This window comes from Delftia sp. PX-1 (genome assembly GCF_055797465.1).
In genome coordinates this window covers 144,430-162,090 of sequence record NZ_CP184763.1, presented here as the reverse complement: position 1 = coordinate 162,090, position 17,661 = coordinate 144,430, and the positions used below count along the sequence as shown (strand labels likewise).

Below are 17,661 nucleotides of genomic sequence, written 5' to 3'. Positions count from 1 at the left end.
CGTGGTGTCCTGCAAGCGGCTCACTTGACCATGGGCAGGTTCAGCTGATGGCGCTTGGCGGCCGCCACGGCAATGTCGTAGCCCGCATCCGCATGGCGCATCACGCCGGTGGCCGGATCGTTCCAGAGCACGCGGCCCAGGCGGGCGGCGGCCTCGTCCGTGCCATCGGCCACGATGACCACGCCCGCATGCTGGGAGTAGCCCATGCCCACGCCGCCGCCGTGGTGCAGGCTGACCCAGGTGGCGCCGCCTGCGGTGTTGAGCAGGGCGTTGAGCAGCGGCCAGTCGCTGACGGCGTCCGTGCCGTCCTTCATGGATTCGGTCTCGCGGTTGGGGCTGGCCACCGAGCCGCAGTCCAGGTGGTCGCGGCCGATCACGATGGGGGCCTTGAGTTCGCCGTTCTTCACCATCTCGTTGAAGGCCAGGGCCGCCTTGTGGCGCTCGCCCAGTCCCAGCCAGCAGATGCGCGCGGGCAGGCCCTGGAAGCTGATGCGCTCGCGCGCCATGTCCAGCCAGCGGTGGGTGTGCTTGTTGTCGGGGAACAGTTCCTTGATCTTGGCGTCGGTCTTGTAGATGTCCTCGGGGTCGCCGGACAGGGCCACCCAGCGGAACGGGCCCTTGCCCTCGCAAAACAGCGGCCGGATGTAGGCGGGCACGAAGCCGGGGAAGTCGAAGGCGTTCTTCACGCCCTGGTCCAGGGCCACCTGGCGGATGTTGTTGCCGTAGTCCACCGTGGGAATGCCCATGGCCTGGAAGTCCAGCATGGCCTGCACATGCTGGGCGCAGCCCTGGGCGGCGGCGGCCTTGAGCTGGGCATGGCGCGACGGGTCGGCCGCGGCGGCACGCCACTCGTCCACGGTCCAGCCCACGGGCAGGTAGCCGTTGATCAGGTCATGGGCCGAGGTCTGGTCAGTCACGATGTCGGGGCGGGCGCCGCCGGCCTTTGCGCGGCGCACCAGCTCGGGCAGGATTTCGGCGGCATTGCCCAGAAGGCCGATGGAGATGGCCTCGCCCGCAGCCGTGTGCTGGGCGATGAGCTCCAGCGCGTGGTCGATGTCGCGCGCCTGCTTGTCCAGGTAGCGCGTGCGCAGGCGGAAGTCGATGCTGCTTTGCTGGCATTCGATGGCCAGCACGCAGGCGCCGGCCAGCACGCCGGCCAGCGGCTGGGCACCGCCCATGCCGCCCAGGCCCGCCGTGAGGATCCACTTGCCCGTGAGGTCGTTGTTGTAGTGCTGGCGGCCGGCCTCGACGAAGGTCTCGAACGTGCCCTGCACGATGCCCTGGGCGCCGATGTAGATCCAGCTGCCGGCCGTCATCTGGCCGTACATGAACAGGCCCTTCTGGTCCAGCTCGTTGAAGTGCTCCCAGTTGGCCCACTGGGGCACGAGGTTGGAGTTGGCCAGCAGCACGCGCGGTGCGTTCTCGTGCGTCTTGAACACGCCCACGGGCTTGCCCGACTGGATCAGCAGCGACTCGTCGGCCTCCAGCTTTTTCAGCGACTCCAGGATCTGGTCATAGCACTCCCAGTTGCGCGCCGCGCGGCCGATGCCGCCGTAGACCACCAGGGCCTTGGGGTTCTCGGCCACGTCGGGGTCCAGGTTGTTCTGCAGCATGCGGTAGGCAGCCTCGGCCAGCCAGTTCTTGCAGTGCAGTTCGCTGCCGCGCGGGGCGCGGATGACGCGGCTGGCGTCATAGCGGGGATTGGTGGCAGCGGTGGCAGCGTTGGCGTTGAGGATGGCGTCGTTGGCGTTCATGGCGATCTCCTGGGTGCGTAGGGTGAGCGATTGCGAGGTTCAGGCAGCCTGGTGGCTGGGCAGGTGGCGGACGATGGCCTGGGGCCAGTCCGTGGCAAGCGCCCACTGGCGCATGGTTTCGATGTCGGGTGCCAGGTAGCGGTCACGGTCCAGGTGCGGAACCTGGCTGCGGATCAGCGCGTACTGCGCCTCGATCAGTTCGGAGCTGTTCAGGCTGCGGTCGAAGTCCATGCCCTGGGCGGCGGCCATGGCTTCCACGCCCACGATGACGGCGGTGTTGCGCGCCATCTCGCCCAGGCGCCGCGCGCCGTAGGTGGCCATGGAGACATGGTCTTCCTGGTTGGCCGAGGTGGGCAGGCTGGTGACGCTGCTGGGATGGGCCAGGCACTGGTTCTCGGCAGCCAGGGCGGCAGCCGTGACCTGGGCGATCATGAAGCCCGAGTTCACGCCGCTGTCGGCAATCAGGAAGGCCGGCAGGCCCGACAGGCCGGTGTCCAGCAGCAGGGCCATGCGGCGCTCGGAGATGGCGCCGATCTCGGCCAGAGCCAGGGCGATGATGTCGGCCGCGAAGGCCACGGGCTCGGCGTGGAAGTTGCCGCCCGAGATCACGTCGCCGTTGTCGAAGACCAGCGGGTTGTCCGAGGCGGCGTTGGCCTCGATCACCAGCACGCGGGCCGCATGGCTGAGGTTGTCCAGGCAGGCGCCCATGACCTGGGGCACGCAGCGGATGGAGTACGGGTCCTGCACGCGGCCGCAATGGGGGTGGGAGGTGTCGATGGCGCTGCCGTCCAGCAGCTCGCGCACGGCGGCGGCCACGGCGATCTGGCCGAGCTGGCCGCGCGCCTCGTGGATGCGGGCGTCAAACGGCTTGACCGAGCCCTTGATGGCCTCCAGCGTCAGGCAGCCCGCCACCAGGCCGGCGGCGAACACGCTCTCGCCCTGGAACAGGCCCACCAGGGCCAGCGCCGTGGATACCTGGGTGCCGTTGAGCAGGGCCAGCCCTTCCTTGGGGCCGAGCACGAAGGGCTCCAGGCCCACGTGGCGCATGGCCTCGGTGCCGGACACCACCTGTCCATCGATCTTGGCCTGGCCTTCGCCGATCAGCACGCAGGCCAGGTGCGACAGCGGCGCCAGGTCGCCCGAGGCGCCCACCGAGCCCTTGGCGGGGATCACGGGCAGCACGTCGGCGTTGGCCAGGGCCAGCAGCGCATCGACCAGCTCGGGGCGCACGCCCGAGTGGCCGCGCGCCAGGCTCACGGCCTTGGTGGCCAGCACCAGACGCACCACGGCGTCAGGCAGCGGATCGCCCGTGCCCACGCTGTGCGACAGCACCAGGTTGCGCTGCAGCTCTGCCAGGCGGTCATGGGCGATCTTGGTGGAGGCCAGCTTGCCGAAGCCGGTGTTGATGCCATAGACGACCTGGTCCTCATCCACGATGTGCTGCACATGGGCCTGGGCGGCGCGCATACGCTCGTAGGCGGGCGCCGCCATGGACAGGCGCACGCCGCCCTGCTGTATGGCCCGCAGCTGGGCCAGGGTGACCTGGCCGGGCTGCAGCGTCAGCGCGGTGCCGGGACGGGAGGTGAGGCCGGGAGTCGTGATGGTGTTCATGGTGATGCCCTGTCGGTGTCTGGAAGGATGTGCCAGGATGGATGTCTATGCCTGTCTATACAATATCAATCGAAGCGGAACAGCGCAAGAGCGGGAACCCCGCCTTTCAGGCCTCAGCCGTCGTGCGATCCGCCGTCGGTGCGAAAGCGGCTGCCCAGCCGGTAGCGCATGCCCGGATGCACGCAGTGCACCCAGGTCACGGGCGTGCCCAGGTACCAGGTGCGGCGCGTCAGCGTCAGGCAGGGCTGGTCGGTCTCCATCTGCAGCCAGCGTGCCTGCTCGGGCGTGGGCAGCATGGCGTCCACCACATGCTCGATCTGGTCGAAGGGCACGTTGCGCACCAGGTACACCGAAGGCTGGATCAGCGAGAAGTCCTGCTCCATGAAGTCCGGCGCCATGCGCGGGTTCACATGGCGGTCTTCCAGCTGCACGGGCACGTCGTTCTCGAAATGCACGCCCTGCAGGTGGAACACCGAGCTGCCGGCGGACAGCTGCAGCGAAGCCGCCGCCTCGGGCGAGGCCGACTCGCGGCGCACGCTGATCAGCTCGAAGCGGTGGTCATGGCCGCGCTGGCGGATTTCCTCGGCGATGTTGGCGATGCGCAGCAGCGTGGACTGCGGCTTTTCCTCGGCCACGAACGAGCCCACGCCCGCCACCCGCACGATCACGCCCTGCTCGGCCAGCTCGCGCAGCGCGCGGTTGGCCGTCATGCGGGCCACGCCGAACTCCTGCACCAGCTCCTGCTCGGACGGCACGCGCTCGCCGGCCGACAGCGAGCCATCGGCGATCTTGCGCATCACATGGTCCTTGACCTGCTGGTACAGGGCCATGGGCACCTCCGCCGTCGTTGCGGAAAGACGAGAAGCCGTGGAGCGGGAAGACATGGTGTGGGCAGTGGTCATGAAAAGCGTCAGTGTGCAGCAGCGGCCAGCGACTCTGCGCGAATCTCTTCGGTCAGCCGGGCTTTCAGCTCCATGAACTCGGGCGATGTCTTGACCGTGTAGTGGCGCGGATGCGGCAGGTTCACGGGGATGTCGGCCTTGATGCGGCCCGGCCGCGCGCTGAACACGGCCACGCGGTTGGCCATGAAGATGGCCTCGTCGATGTCGTGGGTGACGAACATCACGGTCTTGCGCTCGGCCTCCCAGATGCCCAGCAGCAGCTCCTGCATGAGCACGCGGGTCTGGTTGTCGAGTGCGCCGAAGGGCTCGTCCATGAGCAGGATCTTGGGATCGTTGGCCAGCGCGCGCGCAATGGCCGTGCGCTGCTGCATGCCGCCCGACAGCTGCTTGGGAAAGTGGTTCTCGAAGCCGCGCAGCCCCACCTTGGCGATGAAGTAGTCGCTGCGCTCCTTTTGCAGCGCCTCGCTCACGCCCTTCTCGCGCAGGCCGAAGCGGATGTTCTGGGCCACCGTCAGCCACGGGAACAGCGTGTAGCTCTGGAACACCATGCCCCGGTCGGCGCCCGGCCCGTCCACGGCGCGGCCGTCCAGCAGCACCTGGCCCGTGGTCGGGAAATCCAGCCCCGCCGCAATGCGCAGCATGGTGGACTTGCCGCAGCCCGAAGGGCCGAGGATGGTGACGAAGTCGTTCTCGCGGACCTCGAAATCCACAGGCAACAAGGCCTGCGTGCTCGTGCCCTTGTGGCTGGTGAAGGTGCGCGAAACACCTTGAATGGACAAAAGATTCATCACGATTCTCCAGGGCGCTTGTCAATATTCACGGCGGCTGCAACCGGCGCGACTCACCTCAGAGACACCGAGGAAGGGCCGCCCCGCACCGAGGGTGTCGTCCCCCTTCAAGGGGGAAGCGGCGCAGCCGCTCAGGGGGTAGATCCTTTTCACAGGGTGCTCCACTCGAACATGCGACGGTTCAGCGATTTGAAGATGAAATCGGACACCAGGCCGATGAGGCCGATCACGATGATGCCGAAGATGATCTGGCCCGTGTTCAGCAGCGCCTGGCTGTCGGTGATCATGTGGCCGATGCCCGAGGACGAGCCGATCAGCTCGGCCACGATCACATAGGTCCAGGCCCAGCCCAGCACCAGGCGCAGCGTCTCGGCAATGCCGGGCGCGGCGCCCGGGATCAGCACGCGGCGCACCACGCCGGTGTTGGAGGCGCCCAGCGTGTAGGCGGCCTCCACCAGGTCCTTGCGTGCGCCGCCCACGGTCACGGCCACCATCAGCGTGATCTGGAACACCGAGCCGATGAAGATGACCAGCAGCTTCTGCGTCTCGCCCACGCCGGCCCACAGGATCAGCAGCGGGATGAAGGCCGAGGCCGGCAGGTAGCGGCAGAACGACACGAAGGGCTCGAAGAAGGCCTCGACCGGCTTCCAGGCGCCCATGGCGATGCCCAGGGGCACGGCCACGACCGAGGCCAGGATGAAGCCGCCCATCACGCGCCAGACCGTCATGCCGATGTCGTGCAGGAAGCCGTACTCGGTGAACAGCAGCACGCCCTCGCGCGCCATGGTCATGGGGCTGGCCAGGAAAGTCGGGGAGACGAAGCCGCCCAGCGTCACAGCCGCCCAGACGAGAAAGAACAGCACGAAGAAGGCCACACCCAGCACCCACTTGGCCGTGGGGCTGACGGGCTCCAGCGGCGCCATGCGGCGGCGGCGGACGGGGGCTGGCGCCGCGGCGGGCGCGGGAGCGTGCGGTGTGGCGTGGGTCATGGGCTTGTTAGCCGGCTGGACTGCGGAAGTGGATGCGGCTTGCATGGTCATCCCCTGGCGGGCTTACTGGATGAAGCTGGCGTCGTACATCACGCCATAGTTCTCGGGGATGGAGCGGATGATGCCGGCCTCCTTGAGGATCACGGCCGATTCCTTCATGAACGGCACCAGCTCGTTGGCGAAGAATTTCTGGTTGGCTTCCTTGTCGGACCACTTGAGGTAGGAGGCCGACTTGCCGAACTGCTCGCCGCTTTGCTTGACGGCCGTGCCCATGATCTCGAAGGACTTGGTCTTGTCGGCCTCGATCATGGCCACCGCATCGAAATACGACTGGGCCAGGGCCTTGGCGGCGGCCGCGTTGGCCTTGAGCCACTTGGGATCGCAGCCCACGGTGTCCATGACCATGGGGTAGTCGATGGTGGTGGCCAGGATCTTGCCCGCCGCCGGGTTGGCGCGGATGGTGGACAGGTAGGGCTCGTAGCTCATGGCCGCATCGTTCTGGCCGGCCACGAAGGCCTGGGCCGCGGGCTGGGGCTCCAGGGAGACGGTCTTCACATCCTTCATGGTCATGCCGTTCTTGTGCAGCATCCAGGCCAGGCCGAAGTACGGCGCCGTGCCCGGCGCGCTCACGGCCACGGTCTTGCCCTTGAGGTCGGCAAAGCCCTTGACGTCATTGCGCACGGCAATGCCGTCGGCGCCATAGGACTTGTCCATCTGGAAGATCTGCACGATGGGCACGCCGTTGGTGTTCCAGGCCACATGCGTCTCGATGGTGGTGGCCGCGCACTGGATGGCGCCCGAGGCCAGGGCCAGGTGGCGGTCCTTCTGCGGAATCATCTTCAGGTCCACCGCCAGGCCGTTCTTCTTGAAGATGCCGGCCTTGTCGGCCAGGGTCAGCGGCGCGAAGCCGGTCCAGCCCGACATGCCCAGGGTGATCTTGGTCTCCTGCGCGGCAGCGGGCTGCAGTGCGGCGGCAAGGCAGAGGGCGGCGGCCAGCGGCCCCAGGGGCAGGCGGCGGAACGTGGGGATCGAACTCATGTGGCACTCCTCGGTCGGGAAAGCAAGTTGGCAATGGCAGTTTCGGGGTCCGCGGGCAGACCGGTGCGGAAGCCCGAAGTGTGTTTTTGCCGACCAAACATGTATATACAGGATTACCCGGCAAACCTGGCAAGGGCGGAAACCTGCATCCATCTGCGGTCAACACAGAGAGCGAGAGCAAGCACCGTGCCAACCCATCTTGTCCATACAAGCTGGGGAAAGTCCCTGGTCGCGATTCACCACCGTGGTGCAGGCCACCGCACGGCGCGCCGCTACGGTGCAATCACAGCCCGCGCCACCTTCAAAAAAGGTGCAATCAGCGGCGAGGCATTGCCCGCCGGCACGGCCAGCACCACAGGCTGGGGGGCCACGCGGCCCCGGATGCGGCGGCAGGCCAGGCGCTGGCCATCGTGGGCGCGGTCCACCACCGGTCGCGTGGTCAGCACGCTCAGGCCGTGGCCATTGGCCACCATGGAGCGCAGCATCTCGATGGAGGCGAACTCATGGGCCACCAGCGGCGTCACGCCGGCCTCGCGGAACAGCGACAGGAAATACTCGCGGCTGTGCGGCAGGTTGATCAGCACCAGCGGGTGGGCCGCCACTTCGGCCAGGCTCACGCTGGTCCTGGCCGCCAGCGCATGGCGATGCGGCAGCAGCACATAGGGCGGCAACGCCGCCACGGGCAGCAGCTCCATGCGGGGACGCGCCAGGCCCGTGTTGTACTGCAGGGCCGCATCGAGCTCGCCGCGCTCCACCTGCTGCGTGAGCGAGGCGATATCGCCCTCCACCAGCTCCAGTGCAATGCCGGGATGGCGGCGCTGCATCTGCGCCAGCAGCGCCGGCACCCAGCGCGCGCCCAGCGTGCTCAGAAAGCCCAGGCGCAGCACGCCCGCCACCGCCGCCGTGCGCGGCCCCTGCAGGCTGCGTGCGCCGTCCAGCAGCGCCTGGGCATCGCGGCTGCGCACCGCGCCGGCCGCCGTGAGATCCAGCCCCCTGGCATGGCGGCGCACGAACAGCGCCTCGCCCCACTGCGCCTCCAGGTCGGCAATCGCCTTGGAGATGGACGGCTGGGACACGCCGATGGCTTCTGCCGCGCGCGCCGCACTGCCATGGCGTGCAGCGGCCACGAAGTACTCAAGCTGCCGGAGGCTGATATGGATCATCTTTTTGAATGCATTGCATCAGGATTGAATATTTTCCATTGATTCAATTGCGGGGCAGCATGCAGCCATCCACCACCTGTCCATGGCTGCATCAATGACCGAATCCGCCTCGCCCCCCGCCCCTGCCAGTACCGCCCGCCCGCTGGACGGCGTGCGCATTCTCGACTTCACGCGCGTGCTGGCCGGGCCGCTGTCCACGGCCCTGCTGGCCGACCTGGGCGCCGAGGTCGTCAAGATCGAGCCGCCGCAGGGCGACGACTACCGCGCCATCGGCCCCATGAACAACGGCGAAAGCGCGCTGTTCACGGTGATGAACCGCAACAAGCAAAGCCTGGTGCTGGACCTCAAGCACCCCGAGGCCGTGGCCCTGGTCCGCGAGATGGCCGCCCAGGCCGACGTGGTGGTGGAGAACTTCCGCCCCGGCGTGGCCGAGCGCCTGGGCATCGGCGCAAGCCAGTTGCGGGCGCTCAATCCGCGCCTGGTCTATGTCAGCGTCTCGGGCTTCGGCCAGACCGGGCCGCTGGCCCACCGGCCGGCCTACGACATCATCGTGCAGGCCATGAGCGGCCTCATGGAGGCCACGGGCGAGCCCGATGGCGCGCCCACCGTCGTGGGCGAGGCCGTCAGCGACGTGGTGGCCGGCCTGTTCGCCTCCTGGGCCACGCTGGCCGCGCTGCTGCAGGCCCGCGCCACCGGGCAGGGCCAGCAGGTGGACGTGGCCATGTTCGACACCACGCTGAGTTTTCTGGCCACCTCGGTGGCGCGCTACCTGTTCACGGGCCGGCCCGCGCGCCGCGTGGGCAACCGCCATCCGCTGTCGGCCCCCTTCGGCGTGTACCGCGCAGGCGATGGCCACTTCGCGCTGGCCGTGCTCAACAACAAGCTGTTCGCTGCCGCCCTGCAGGCCATGGAGCTGGGCAGCCTGGCCGGCGACCCGCGCTTTGCCAGCGACGAATCACGCTCGGCCCACGAACCCGCGCTGCGCGAGGCCATCGAGGCCTGGGCCGGCCGGCATGAAGTGGCGCAGGTGGTGGCCGCGCTGGATGCAGCGGGCGTGCCCGCCGCGCCCATCTGGAACATTGCCCAGGCGCTGGAGTCGCCCCAGAGCCAGGCGCGCGGCCTGCTCGGCGCGGTGCACGACGAGCGCCTGCCCGGCCTGCGCCTGCCCACCCAGCCCGTGCATTTCAGCGGCGCCGCACCCAACCGCGCCGAGCGCGCACCGGCCCTGGGCGAACACACCGACGCCCTGCTCTCGCAGTGGCTGGGCCGGGGCACCGAAGCGATTGCCGCGCTGCGCGCATCCGGTGCCCTGGGCACCGCAGGCGCAGCCCCCTCTTCCCCATCACATTGAGCAACCGACATGAACTTCCAACGACTGGGCACCACCGCCGACGACCACGCGATTGCCGATGCCGTGGCCCGCTTTGCCGACGACGCACTCGCCCCGCTGGCGCAGCGCATGGACGAAGAGGCGCTGTCCGCCACCTGCCATGTGCCGGGCCTGGCGGCCCTGGGCGTGATGGGCATGAATCTGCCCGAGGCCCTGGGCGGCCCCGGCGTCACGCCCACGGCCATGCTGCTGTCCCTGGTGGCCATCTCGCGCGCCTGCGCGGCCACCTCGTCCATGATCGGCGCCCACTACCTGGGCACGGACGCCGTGCTCATCGGCGGCGACGACGCCCAGCGCCAGCAGTGGCTGCCGCGCTGCGCCAGCGGCCAATGGCTGGCGGCCTTTGCGCTGACCGAGCCGCGCGGCGGCTCCCACCCGGCCGACATGCGCACGCGCGCCGTGCGCGATGGGGACGACTATCTCATCACGGGCGTCAAGCACTTCATCTCCAACGCCGCCGAGGCGCGCTTCATGGTCGTCTTCGCCAAGACCGATATGGAGGCCGGTGCACGCGGCGTCAGCGCCTTCATCGTGCCGCGCGATCTGCCCGGCATCCAGGTCTCGGCGCCCGAAAAGCTCATGGGCATCCGTGGCGGCCATGCCTTCGAGGTCTCGCTGGACGGCGTGCGCGTGCCTGCCAGCCACCGGCTGGGCGCCGAGGGCACGGGCTTCAAGACGGCCATGAAGGTGCTGGACAACAGCCGCCTGGACGTGGCGGCCACCGCCCTGGGCGTGGCCGAGGCCGCCCTGGCCGCCGCCGCGCAATGGGCCAATCAGCGCCTGGTCGGCGGCGAGCCGCTGGCCACGAAACAGGGCATCCAGTGGAAGCTGGCAGACATGAAGCTGCGCCTGGAGGCATCGTGGGCACTGACCATGCAGGCCCTGGCCTTGCGCCAGGCCGGCCAGCCCTTCACCCAGCACTCGGCCATGGCCAAGCTCCATGCATCCGAAATGGTGGGCTTCGTCACCGACGAAGCCCTGCAGATCCACGGCGGCTACGGCTACACGCGCGAAATGCCGCTGGAGCGCCTGGTGCGCGATGCGCGCATCCTGCGCATCTACGAGGGCTCGTCCGAAGTGCAGCGCAGCATCATTGCGCGCGGGGTGCTGGGCGGCAGCTGAATGCAGCAGCGGGTGGCTAGGAGAAATCTGAAAATGGCACCCTCGCGCCCGGAAAAGGCCGTTGATGCAGAGCGGTTCAAACCCCAGGTCTTCCCTGGACCTTGCGAGGGGGCGCAAAATGGCGGCTGTTGCGGCCTTCGGGCCGCAGCGCATTTGTTGCGGGAAGCGCCCGCATCCCGCCCCCTCCCGCGCCAGCCGCCCCTGCCGAAAGAAGCCTCCGTTGTCCGCCGCGCATTCCGTCCTGCAAGCCGTGTTCGGCTACGAACAATTCCGCGGTCCGCAGGAAGCCATCGTCTCGCATGTGGTCGCCGGCGGCGATGCGCTGGTGCTCATGCCCACGGGCGGCGGCAAGAGCCTGTGCTACCAGGTGCCGGCCATCGTGCGCCAGCAGCAGGGCCACGGCGTGGCGGTGGTGGTGTCGCCGCTGATCGCGCTGATGCACGACCAGGTGGGCGCGCTGCACGAGGCCGGTGTCAGCGCCGCCTACCTGAACTCCACGCTGTCCTATGACGAGACGCAGGAAGTCGAATGGCGCCTGCAAAGCGGCGACATCACATTGCTGTATGCCGCGCCCGAGCGCCTGAACACGCCGCGCTTCCTGGGCCTGCTCGACGACCTGCATGCCCAGGGCAAGCTGTCGCTGTTCGCCATCGACGAGGCCCACTGCGTGAGCCAGTGGGGCCATGACTTCCGGCCCGAATACCGCGCGCTGAGCGTGCTGCACGAACGCTATGCGGGCGTGCCGCGCATTGCGCTCACGGCCACGGCCGATGCGCTGACGCGCGCCGACATCGTCGAGCGGCTGCAGCTGGAGAGCGCACGGCATTTCGTCAGCAGCTTCGACCGCCCCAACATCCGCTACCGCATCGCCGAGAAGAAGGACGTCAGCAACCAGCTGCTGCGCTTCATCGAGCGCGAGCACGAGGGCGAGGCCGGCGTGGTCTATTGCCAGTCGCGCAAGCGCGTGGAGGAGCTGGCCCAGACGCTGAGCCAGGCCGGCGTGCCCGCCCTGCCCTACCACGCGGGCCTGCCCTTCGAGACGCGCCAGCTGCACCAGGACCGCTTCCTGCGCGAGGACGGCATCGTCATCGTGGCCACTATCGCCTTCGGCATGGGCATCAACAAGCCCGATGTGCGCTTCGTGGCGCACGTGGACATGCCCAAGAACATCGAGGGCTACTACCAGGAAACCGGCCGCGCAGGCCGCGACGGGCTGCCCGCCGATGCCTGGATGGCCTACGGCCTGTCCGACGTGGTCAACCAGCGCCGCATGATCGACGAAAGCCCGGCCGAGGACACCTTCAAGCAGGTCATGCGCGGCAAGCTCGATGCCCTGCTGGGCCTGGCCGAGGCCACGGACTGCCGCCGCGTGCGGCTGCTGGCCTACTTCGGCGAGCAGTACGGCCTGGGCGCACCGGGAGAAGACGCAGAGACGGACATTGAAGGCCGGCCGCTGCAGCGCGTGGCAAAGACCGCCTGCGGCAACTGCGACAACTGCCTGGAGCCCCCGGCCCTGTGGGATGGAACGGACGCCGCGCGCAAGCTGCTGTCCACCATCTACCGCGTGCACGAGGCCAGCCAGCTGACCTTTGGCGCGGGCCACATCATGGACGTGCTGCGCGGCAAGGACACCGAGAAGGTGCGCCAGTACGGGCACGAGAAGATCTCCACCTTCGGCCTGGGCAAGGACTACAGCGAGCCCCAGCTGCGCGGCGTGATGCGCCAGCTGCTGGCCACCGGCGCCCTGGGCCTGCACAAGATCACCAGCGAGAACAGCGGCCACAGCTTCGACACCCTGTGCCTGGCCGAAGGCTCGCGCGAAGTGCTGCGCGGCAATGTCCAGGTACAGCTGCGCGAGGCCGTCGCAGCGCCGCGCACGCGCACCTCCAAGCGCGCCACCCAGCCCAACGCGGCCGCCGCCAGCCTGGGGCCTGATGCCCAGGTGCGCTTCATCAACCTCAAGGCCTGGCGCGCCGAGGTCGCGCGCGAGCACAACCTGCCGGCCTATGTGATCTTCCACGACGCCACGCTGGCCGCCATTGCCGAGCGCAACCCGGCCTCGCTGGACGACCTGCAGGGCATCAGCGGCATGGGCGCCAAGAAGCTGGACGCCTATGGCGCCGAGGTGCTGCGGGTGGTGGCCACGGGTTGAGTGAGGTTCAGGGCGCCACCGTGATGCCGGCCGCGTGCGCACGGCGCGCAGGCCGCACGACGATCTCGACCTGCTGGTCCAGCGACACCAGCGCCTGCATCAGGCGCTCCAGAGAGATGTTCTGCAGCTTGTAGCGCCGGACCTGGGAAATCTTGGGCTGCGTCATGCCCGTAATGCCTGCAGCCTCGGTCTGACTGAGCCCGCGCTTGTCCATCAGCTCGTTGAGCTTCATGGCCAGCACGGTTTTGGCCGACAGTTCCTGTGCGTCCTCGAAGCCCAGATCGACCAGCACATTGGCTGTTCCCTGCGAAGAATCCTGGCGATGCATCATGTTCTCCCGCCCGCGCCATGGCGGGCCAGTACGGACTTCAAACGCTTCTCGATCAGATCCACATCAGGCTGCGGCGTGGCAATGCCGGATTTTGATTTTTTCTGAAACGCATGGAGCACATGGACGGCGTCGCCGATACGGACACTGTAGACGGCACGGAAAGCGTCTCCCCTGTGGTCTTCGACCAACTCATATACGCCTGGGCCCAGCCCTTTCCACGGCTTGGCCGAGTTCGGCATGCCGCCCAACTGGACAACGAACAGCGCCACGCCCATATCCTTCTGAACGCCGATGGGGAAGTCCTTGAAGTCCTTCTTCGATGAGCCTTCCCAGTACAGCAGTTTGCGTTGGTTCGTCATGAATTATATCCGTTCAGATATAAATTTCTCCATGCTTGCATCCAGCAAAAAGAAGAACCCGCATCAGCGGGCTCTCTTCATCACTGCGCCAGCACCCTGAAGGTCAGCGTGTAGTTGTTGCCGTACTGCGGCGCGGCGGCGCCGGCGGGGGCGTCGGCGCGGTAGCGCACCAGGGCCAGGTAGATGCCGGACTTGGGCAGGGCGTAGGAGATGCGGCCCTGGCCATCGGTGGTCAGCGCGTCCACGCTGTGCTGGCTGGCCAGGTCCATGGCCGAGCGGAAGATTTCCACCTTCTGCGCGGCCAGCGGCTTGCCGTCGTATTGCACGGTGAAGTCGAACTTCTCGCCCGCGAACAGGTCGGCCGGATGCGTGACGGGCACGATCTCCAGGCCCTTGCCTGAGGGCGCGAGCGCGGCCCGGCTGGGCTTGCCCACCGTGATGTAGGTCTCGGAGACCGACAGCGACTGGTAGTGGCTCAGCAGCCTGGCATCGGCCGGCGTGGGCGTGGCGGGATCACGCGCGGTCTCGACCTTGCCGTTGCGCTCCCACGAACGGAAGATGGCGCCCAGGCGCGGGCCGGTGCTCACGCGGTAGGTGCCTTTCTCGTCGGGCAATTGGTGCTCGGCCACGGTGCGGGTCTTGAACTGGCGCACATCGGCCATGGGCGTGACCGAGCCATCGGGCGCCGTCACGGTGAAGCGCGTTTCGCCAAAAGCCACTTCGGGGATGAAGAACTTGTCGGCAAAGCTGGCGTCCACGCTGATGACGGCCCGGGGCTGGGCCTCGAAGCTGGTGGGCAGCAGGTAGGGCGTGTGGGCCTGGGCGGAAATGCACACGGCCGACAGCAGCGGCAGCCACCAGGCCAATCGCTTGGATGGGGTTTTGGCCATGTCCGCTCAGGGCTTCTTGACGTCGTTCTTGTCCACGACGCCATCGGCATTGACGTCGGCTTCCTTGAAGCTGCGTTCGGCGATGGCCATGTCTTCTTCCACGGTGTATTTGCCGTCGCGGTTCCTGTCCACGATGCCGAAGCGCACATGGGCCTGCTTCATGGACTGGGCATAGCGCTCGTCGGGCTGGCGGCCCGCGTACTGCTGCTTGAGGCGGGCCTCGAACTCGTCCACGTACTCCTTCTCGCTGAGCCAGCCGTCGCCATTGGTGTCGCCGGCCAGGAAGCGCTGCTTGCGCACGGTGTCGTACTCCTGGCGCGTGACCACGCCATCACGGTTGGCGTCGTAGCTGCCCATGAAGGCAGACTGGCCATGCCCGCCAGCAGGCTGGGCTGGGCCGCTGGCGGACGGTGCCGTGGGCGATGCGCAGGCGGTGAGCAGGGCCGCCAGGCCGGCAGCGGCCAGCATGCGGTGGGACAGAGAGAACTCGATCATGAAACGACTCCTGAAGTAGGCAGATACAGCGGCGGCTGCGATGGTGGTGGAGGCTTTCCGGCCGACACCGCCGCTGTAGGGAAGGCCGGCCGGCCCCTGGAGAAACTCCTCGGATCCGCGCCACGCGGCAAGTGAAGGTGGCGTGGATGCAATGGCATGGTGCGCAGGGTGCTCAGAACGCAACGTTCATGGACACGGCGAAGGTGCGGCCCGGGTTGCTCAGCAGCTCGATGTCGCGGCGGTCGCGCGCCACGCCGGGCTGCAGGCTGCGGGTGCTGGAATAGTCCCAGTAGCGCTTGTCGCCCAGGTTGTAGATGCCGGCGTTCAGGCGCACGTTCTTTGCGACCTGCCAGTAGCCGGCCAGGTCGAAGATGGCATAGCCGGGCACGCGGAACAGCTCGGTGGTCGAGTCGGTCAGGCCGGTGCCCGCGTTCTGGTAGCTGTCGCGGTTGGTGGCCACGGCCTGCTTGCCCGCGACGAAGGTGCCGGTCAGGTTCAGGCCCCATTGCCGGGCCGGTGCGTCATAGCCCACGCCGACGATGGCCTTGCGCGGCAGCACGCTGTCCAGCGGCACATCCTTGTCGCCTGCGTAGTAGGACTTGGAGGTGCCGCGGCTGATGCCCAGCGCCCAGGTGGAGTACAGGCCCCTGGCGGCGGGCATCCACTGGCCGTGGTCCAGGCGCGCGCTGGCCTCGAAGCCGTAGATCTTTGCGCTGTCGCGGTTCTCGGCCTGGTAGATGGTGCCGATGTGGGCGGGCACGTTGACGAACAGGTCGGGACGGCCCGCGCGCAGGTAGCGCGTGTAGGCGATGAAGTCGGAGTACCTGGTATAGAAGACCGAGCTGTTGAAGGTTACGCCCGGCGTGGGCGAACCCTTGAGGCCGAAGTCGAAGGCATTGCTGCTTTCCTCCTTCAGGTTGGGGTTGCCCACCAGGGCGTACTGGCCTGCCGCGTTGTAGTTGCTGGCCATGTTCCACGAGCCGAAGATCTCGCCGGCCGAGGGCGCTCGCCCGCTGCGCTTGAACTGGGCATAGGCGCTGAACGTGGGCGTGAGGTCATAGACCAGGGCCAGGCTGGGGCTGAGGATGGTGTTGCCGCGCGTGCCGCCGTAAATCTTTTCCACATCGGCGGCCGTGAGCACGCCCGAGACGAAGTTGTCCAGGTCGCGCGTCTTGATCTCCACGCGGTCCACGCGCAGCGCGGGAATCAGCGCCAGGCGGCGGCCGCCGGCCTGGAAGCTGATCTCGTCCTGCAGGAAGGCGCCGTAGCGGCGGGTGGTGGTGTCGGGCTGGGGCTTCATGCTGCCGGACACGGCCCAGGGGCGCTCCGTGTCCTGGGTCGAGGCATTGACGCCAAAGCTCAGGCGGTGGCGGTCGATGCGCTTGTCGCCCGTGCTCGAGAAACCCCAGGTGCGCGTCTCGTTGCCCGAGACGTTGTGCACCTTGGCGCCCGTGGCCAGCGTGGTGGTGTCTGTGACGTCGTTGGTGTCTGTGTTCTGGAAGTACAGCCGCGTGTCCAGCTGGTCCACCCAGGCGCCGGCCGGGGTCCACAGGTGCTGCAGCTGCAGCGTGTTGCGGCTGGTGTCGCTGTTCTGGCGCGAGCTTTCGGTGATGCTGGTGTTGGTGGTGTCCCAGCCATGGAAGGAGGTGTCGTTCTTGCGGCGATACAGGTCGGCCGACAGCACCAGGCGGTGGGCCGGGTTGATGCGCAGGCCGCCCTTGAGCAGCAGCGCGTTGGAGTTCCAGTCGTCGGGATAGCTGTTGACGATGGCGCTGTGGTTGCGCGTCTCGTGGCCGTCGCGGCGCGAGTAGGCGATCAGGCCGTCGAGATCGCCCGAGCGGCCAGCGGCCGTGAAGCTCTCGTTCCAGGAGCGGTCGGCCGTGTCGTGGCCGATCTTGCTGCCCAGGTAGGAGGTCTTGCCGCCCACCAGGTAGTCCTCGGCGGACTTGGTGCGAAAGCCCACCGAGCCGCCGATGCCACCGGCCGCGCGCCGCGCCGTGGTGGTGCCGGAGTGGATGTCCACGCCCGAGAACATTTCCGGATCGATGAAGTCGCGGCCCACGCCGAAGGTGTTGGCGCCGACACGGCTCACATAGGGGCGCGTGGTGGCGTCGGGCATCTCGACGCCGTCCACATCCATGCCGATGCGGTTGCCCTCGATGCCGCGGATGTTGTAGCCCGTGGTGCCCGAGCGGTCGAAGCTGCTGCGGTTGCGGCTGGTGCCCGAGGCCGTGCCCGGCGCGGAGACCAGGGGCTGGTAGCGCACCACGTCGGCCATGCTGCCGGCCTGCTCCAGCGCCGGGCCGCTGACGGTGGTGGAGGCGCCCGGGGTTCGCTGCGCGGGCTCGGCCGTGTCGACCACGTCGACCTGGGCCAGTGCCTTGGTGGGTGCCTGCGCCATCAGCCGGGCCTCATCGTCCAGGGCCTGAGGCCGGGGCTGGGCCCAGGCGCCGGACGTGGCCAGGCCGATCACGGCGGCCTGCACGGCCACGGCCAGCAGGCTGGGCCGCAAGGCCGGCGCAGCGCAGGGGTTCCAGAAAAGGGAGACAGGGGCGCAGGAGCGTGAAGATGGAGCCATGGCAGGAATCGGGGAACGAGGGTTGCTGGCTAGCTGCCGACCTCTTCGCGGAGTGCTCTTGCGAGACCATTGATTCCCCCCGGGTGTGATTTCTTCCTG

15 protein-coding genes are annotated in these 17,661 nt (G+C 68.1%); 3 read left to right on the top strand and 12 right to left on the bottom strand.

Features of this window, described 5'->3' with window-relative positions:
• Window positions 1–20: 20 nt before the first annotated feature.
• The 7 genes from hutU to ACN20X_RS00695 form a co-directional block, all read right to left on the bottom strand.
• The gene (gene hutU / locus ACN20X_RS00725) at window positions 21–1,754 is read right to left on the bottom strand and encodes a urocanate hydratase (protein WP_016447381.1); all 1,734 of its coding nucleotides are present in this window, start codon (window positions 1,752–1,754) and stop codon (window positions 21–23) included.
• Window positions 1,755–1,793: 39 nt separating this feature from the next.
• Window positions 1,794–3,365, bottom strand: coding sequence for a histidine ammonia-lyase (hutH, locus tag ACN20X_RS00720; protein WP_160851102.1), 1,572 nt, complete (start codon window positions 3,363–3,365; stop codon window positions 1,794–1,796).
• Window positions 3,366–3,478: 113 nt separating this feature from the next.
• Complete coding sequence (gene hutC, locus ACN20X_RS00715) at window positions 3,479–4,249, bottom strand: histidine utilization repressor (protein WP_026062963.1); 771 nt, start codon at window positions 4,247–4,249, stop codon at window positions 3,479–3,481.
• Window positions 4,250–4,275: 26 nt separating this feature from the next.
• The gene (locus ACN20X_RS00710; RefSeq protein ID WP_012202086.1) at window positions 4,276–5,055 is read right to left on the bottom strand and encodes an ABC transporter ATP-binding protein; all 780 of its coding nucleotides are present in this window, start codon (window positions 5,053–5,055) and stop codon (window positions 4,276–4,278) included.
• A 149-nt stretch (window positions 5,056–5,204) separates the two neighbouring features.
• The gene (locus tag ACN20X_RS00705; protein WP_016447378.1) at window positions 5,205–6,089 is read right to left on the bottom strand and encodes an ABC transporter permease; all 885 of its coding nucleotides are present in this window, start codon (window positions 6,087–6,089) and stop codon (window positions 5,205–5,207) included.
• Between the two features lie 18 nt (window positions 6,090–6,107).
• Window positions 6,108–7,082, bottom strand: a complete 975-nt coding sequence (locus tag ACN20X_RS00700) for an ABC transporter substrate-binding protein (RefSeq protein WP_013800043.1) — start codon at window positions 7,080–7,082, stop codon at window positions 6,108–6,110.
• Window positions 7,083–7,354: 272 nt separating this feature from the next.
• Window positions 7,355–8,245, bottom strand: a complete 891-nt coding sequence (locus ACN20X_RS00695) for a LysR substrate-binding domain-containing protein (protein WP_046240486.1) — start codon at window positions 8,243–8,245, stop codon at window positions 7,355–7,357.
• A 94-nt stretch (window positions 8,246–8,339) separates the two neighbouring features.
• On the opposite strand from ACN20X_RS00695, the gene ACN20X_RS00690 reads away from it, so the two are divergent.
• The 3 genes from ACN20X_RS00690 (at window position 8,340) to ACN20X_RS00680 (ending at window position 12,909) form a co-directional block, all read left to right on the top strand.
• Entirely contained in the window at window positions 8,340–9,596 is a 1,257-nt protein-coding gene (locus ACN20X_RS00690; protein ID WP_016452225.1) for a CaiB/BaiF CoA transferase family protein, read from the top strand.
• Between the two features lie 9 nt (window positions 9,597–9,605).
• Window positions 9,606–10,757 carry an acyl-CoA dehydrogenase family protein gene (locus ACN20X_RS00685; RefSeq protein ID WP_016452226.1) on the top strand — a complete coding sequence of 384 codons (1,152 nt, stop codon included), beginning with the start codon at window positions 9,606–9,608 and terminating at the stop codon, window positions 10,755–10,757.
• A 220-nt stretch (window positions 10,758–10,977) separates the two neighbouring features.
• Window positions 10,978–12,909, top strand: coding sequence for a RecQ family ATP-dependent DNA helicase (locus ACN20X_RS00680; protein WP_017405658.1), 1,932 nt, complete (start codon window positions 10,978–10,980; stop codon window positions 12,907–12,909).
• Window positions 12,910–12,916: 7 nt separating this feature from the next.
• On the opposite strand, the gene ACN20X_RS00675 is transcribed toward ACN20X_RS00680, so the two are convergent.
• From ACN20X_RS00675 to ACN20X_RS00655, 5 genes are all read right to left on the bottom strand, one after another.
• Window positions 12,917–13,237 carry a helix-turn-helix domain-containing protein gene (locus tag ACN20X_RS00675; protein ID WP_016452227.1) on the bottom strand — a complete coding sequence of 107 codons (321 nt, stop codon included), beginning with the start codon at window positions 13,235–13,237 and terminating at the stop codon, window positions 12,917–12,919.
• Window positions 13,237–13,599 (bottom strand): type II toxin-antitoxin system RelE/ParE family toxin, encoded by a 363-nt coding sequence (locus tag ACN20X_RS00670; RefSeq protein WP_016452228.1) that lies wholly within the window; start codon window positions 13,597–13,599, stop codon window positions 13,237–13,239. Before ACN20X_RS00670 ends, ACN20X_RS00675 begins: the two co-directional genes overlap by 1 nt.
• Window positions 13,600–13,679: 80 nt before the next feature.
• The gene (locus tag ACN20X_RS00665) at window positions 13,680–14,489 is read right to left on the bottom strand and encodes a DUF4198 domain-containing protein (protein ID WP_016452229.1); all 810 of its coding nucleotides are present in this window, start codon (window positions 14,487–14,489) and stop codon (window positions 13,680–13,682) included.
• Between the two features lie 6 nt (window positions 14,490–14,495).
• Entirely contained in the window at window positions 14,496–14,984 is a 489-nt protein-coding gene (locus ACN20X_RS00660) for an EF-hand domain-containing protein (protein ID WP_012202078.1), read from the bottom strand.
• Between the two features lie 172 nt (window positions 14,985–15,156).
• Window positions 15,157–17,562, bottom strand: a complete 2,406-nt coding sequence (locus tag ACN20X_RS00655; RefSeq protein WP_473210184.1) for a TonB-dependent hemoglobin/transferrin/lactoferrin family receptor — start codon at window positions 17,560–17,562, stop codon at window positions 15,157–15,159.
• Window positions 17,563–17,661: the final 99 nt, after the last annotated feature.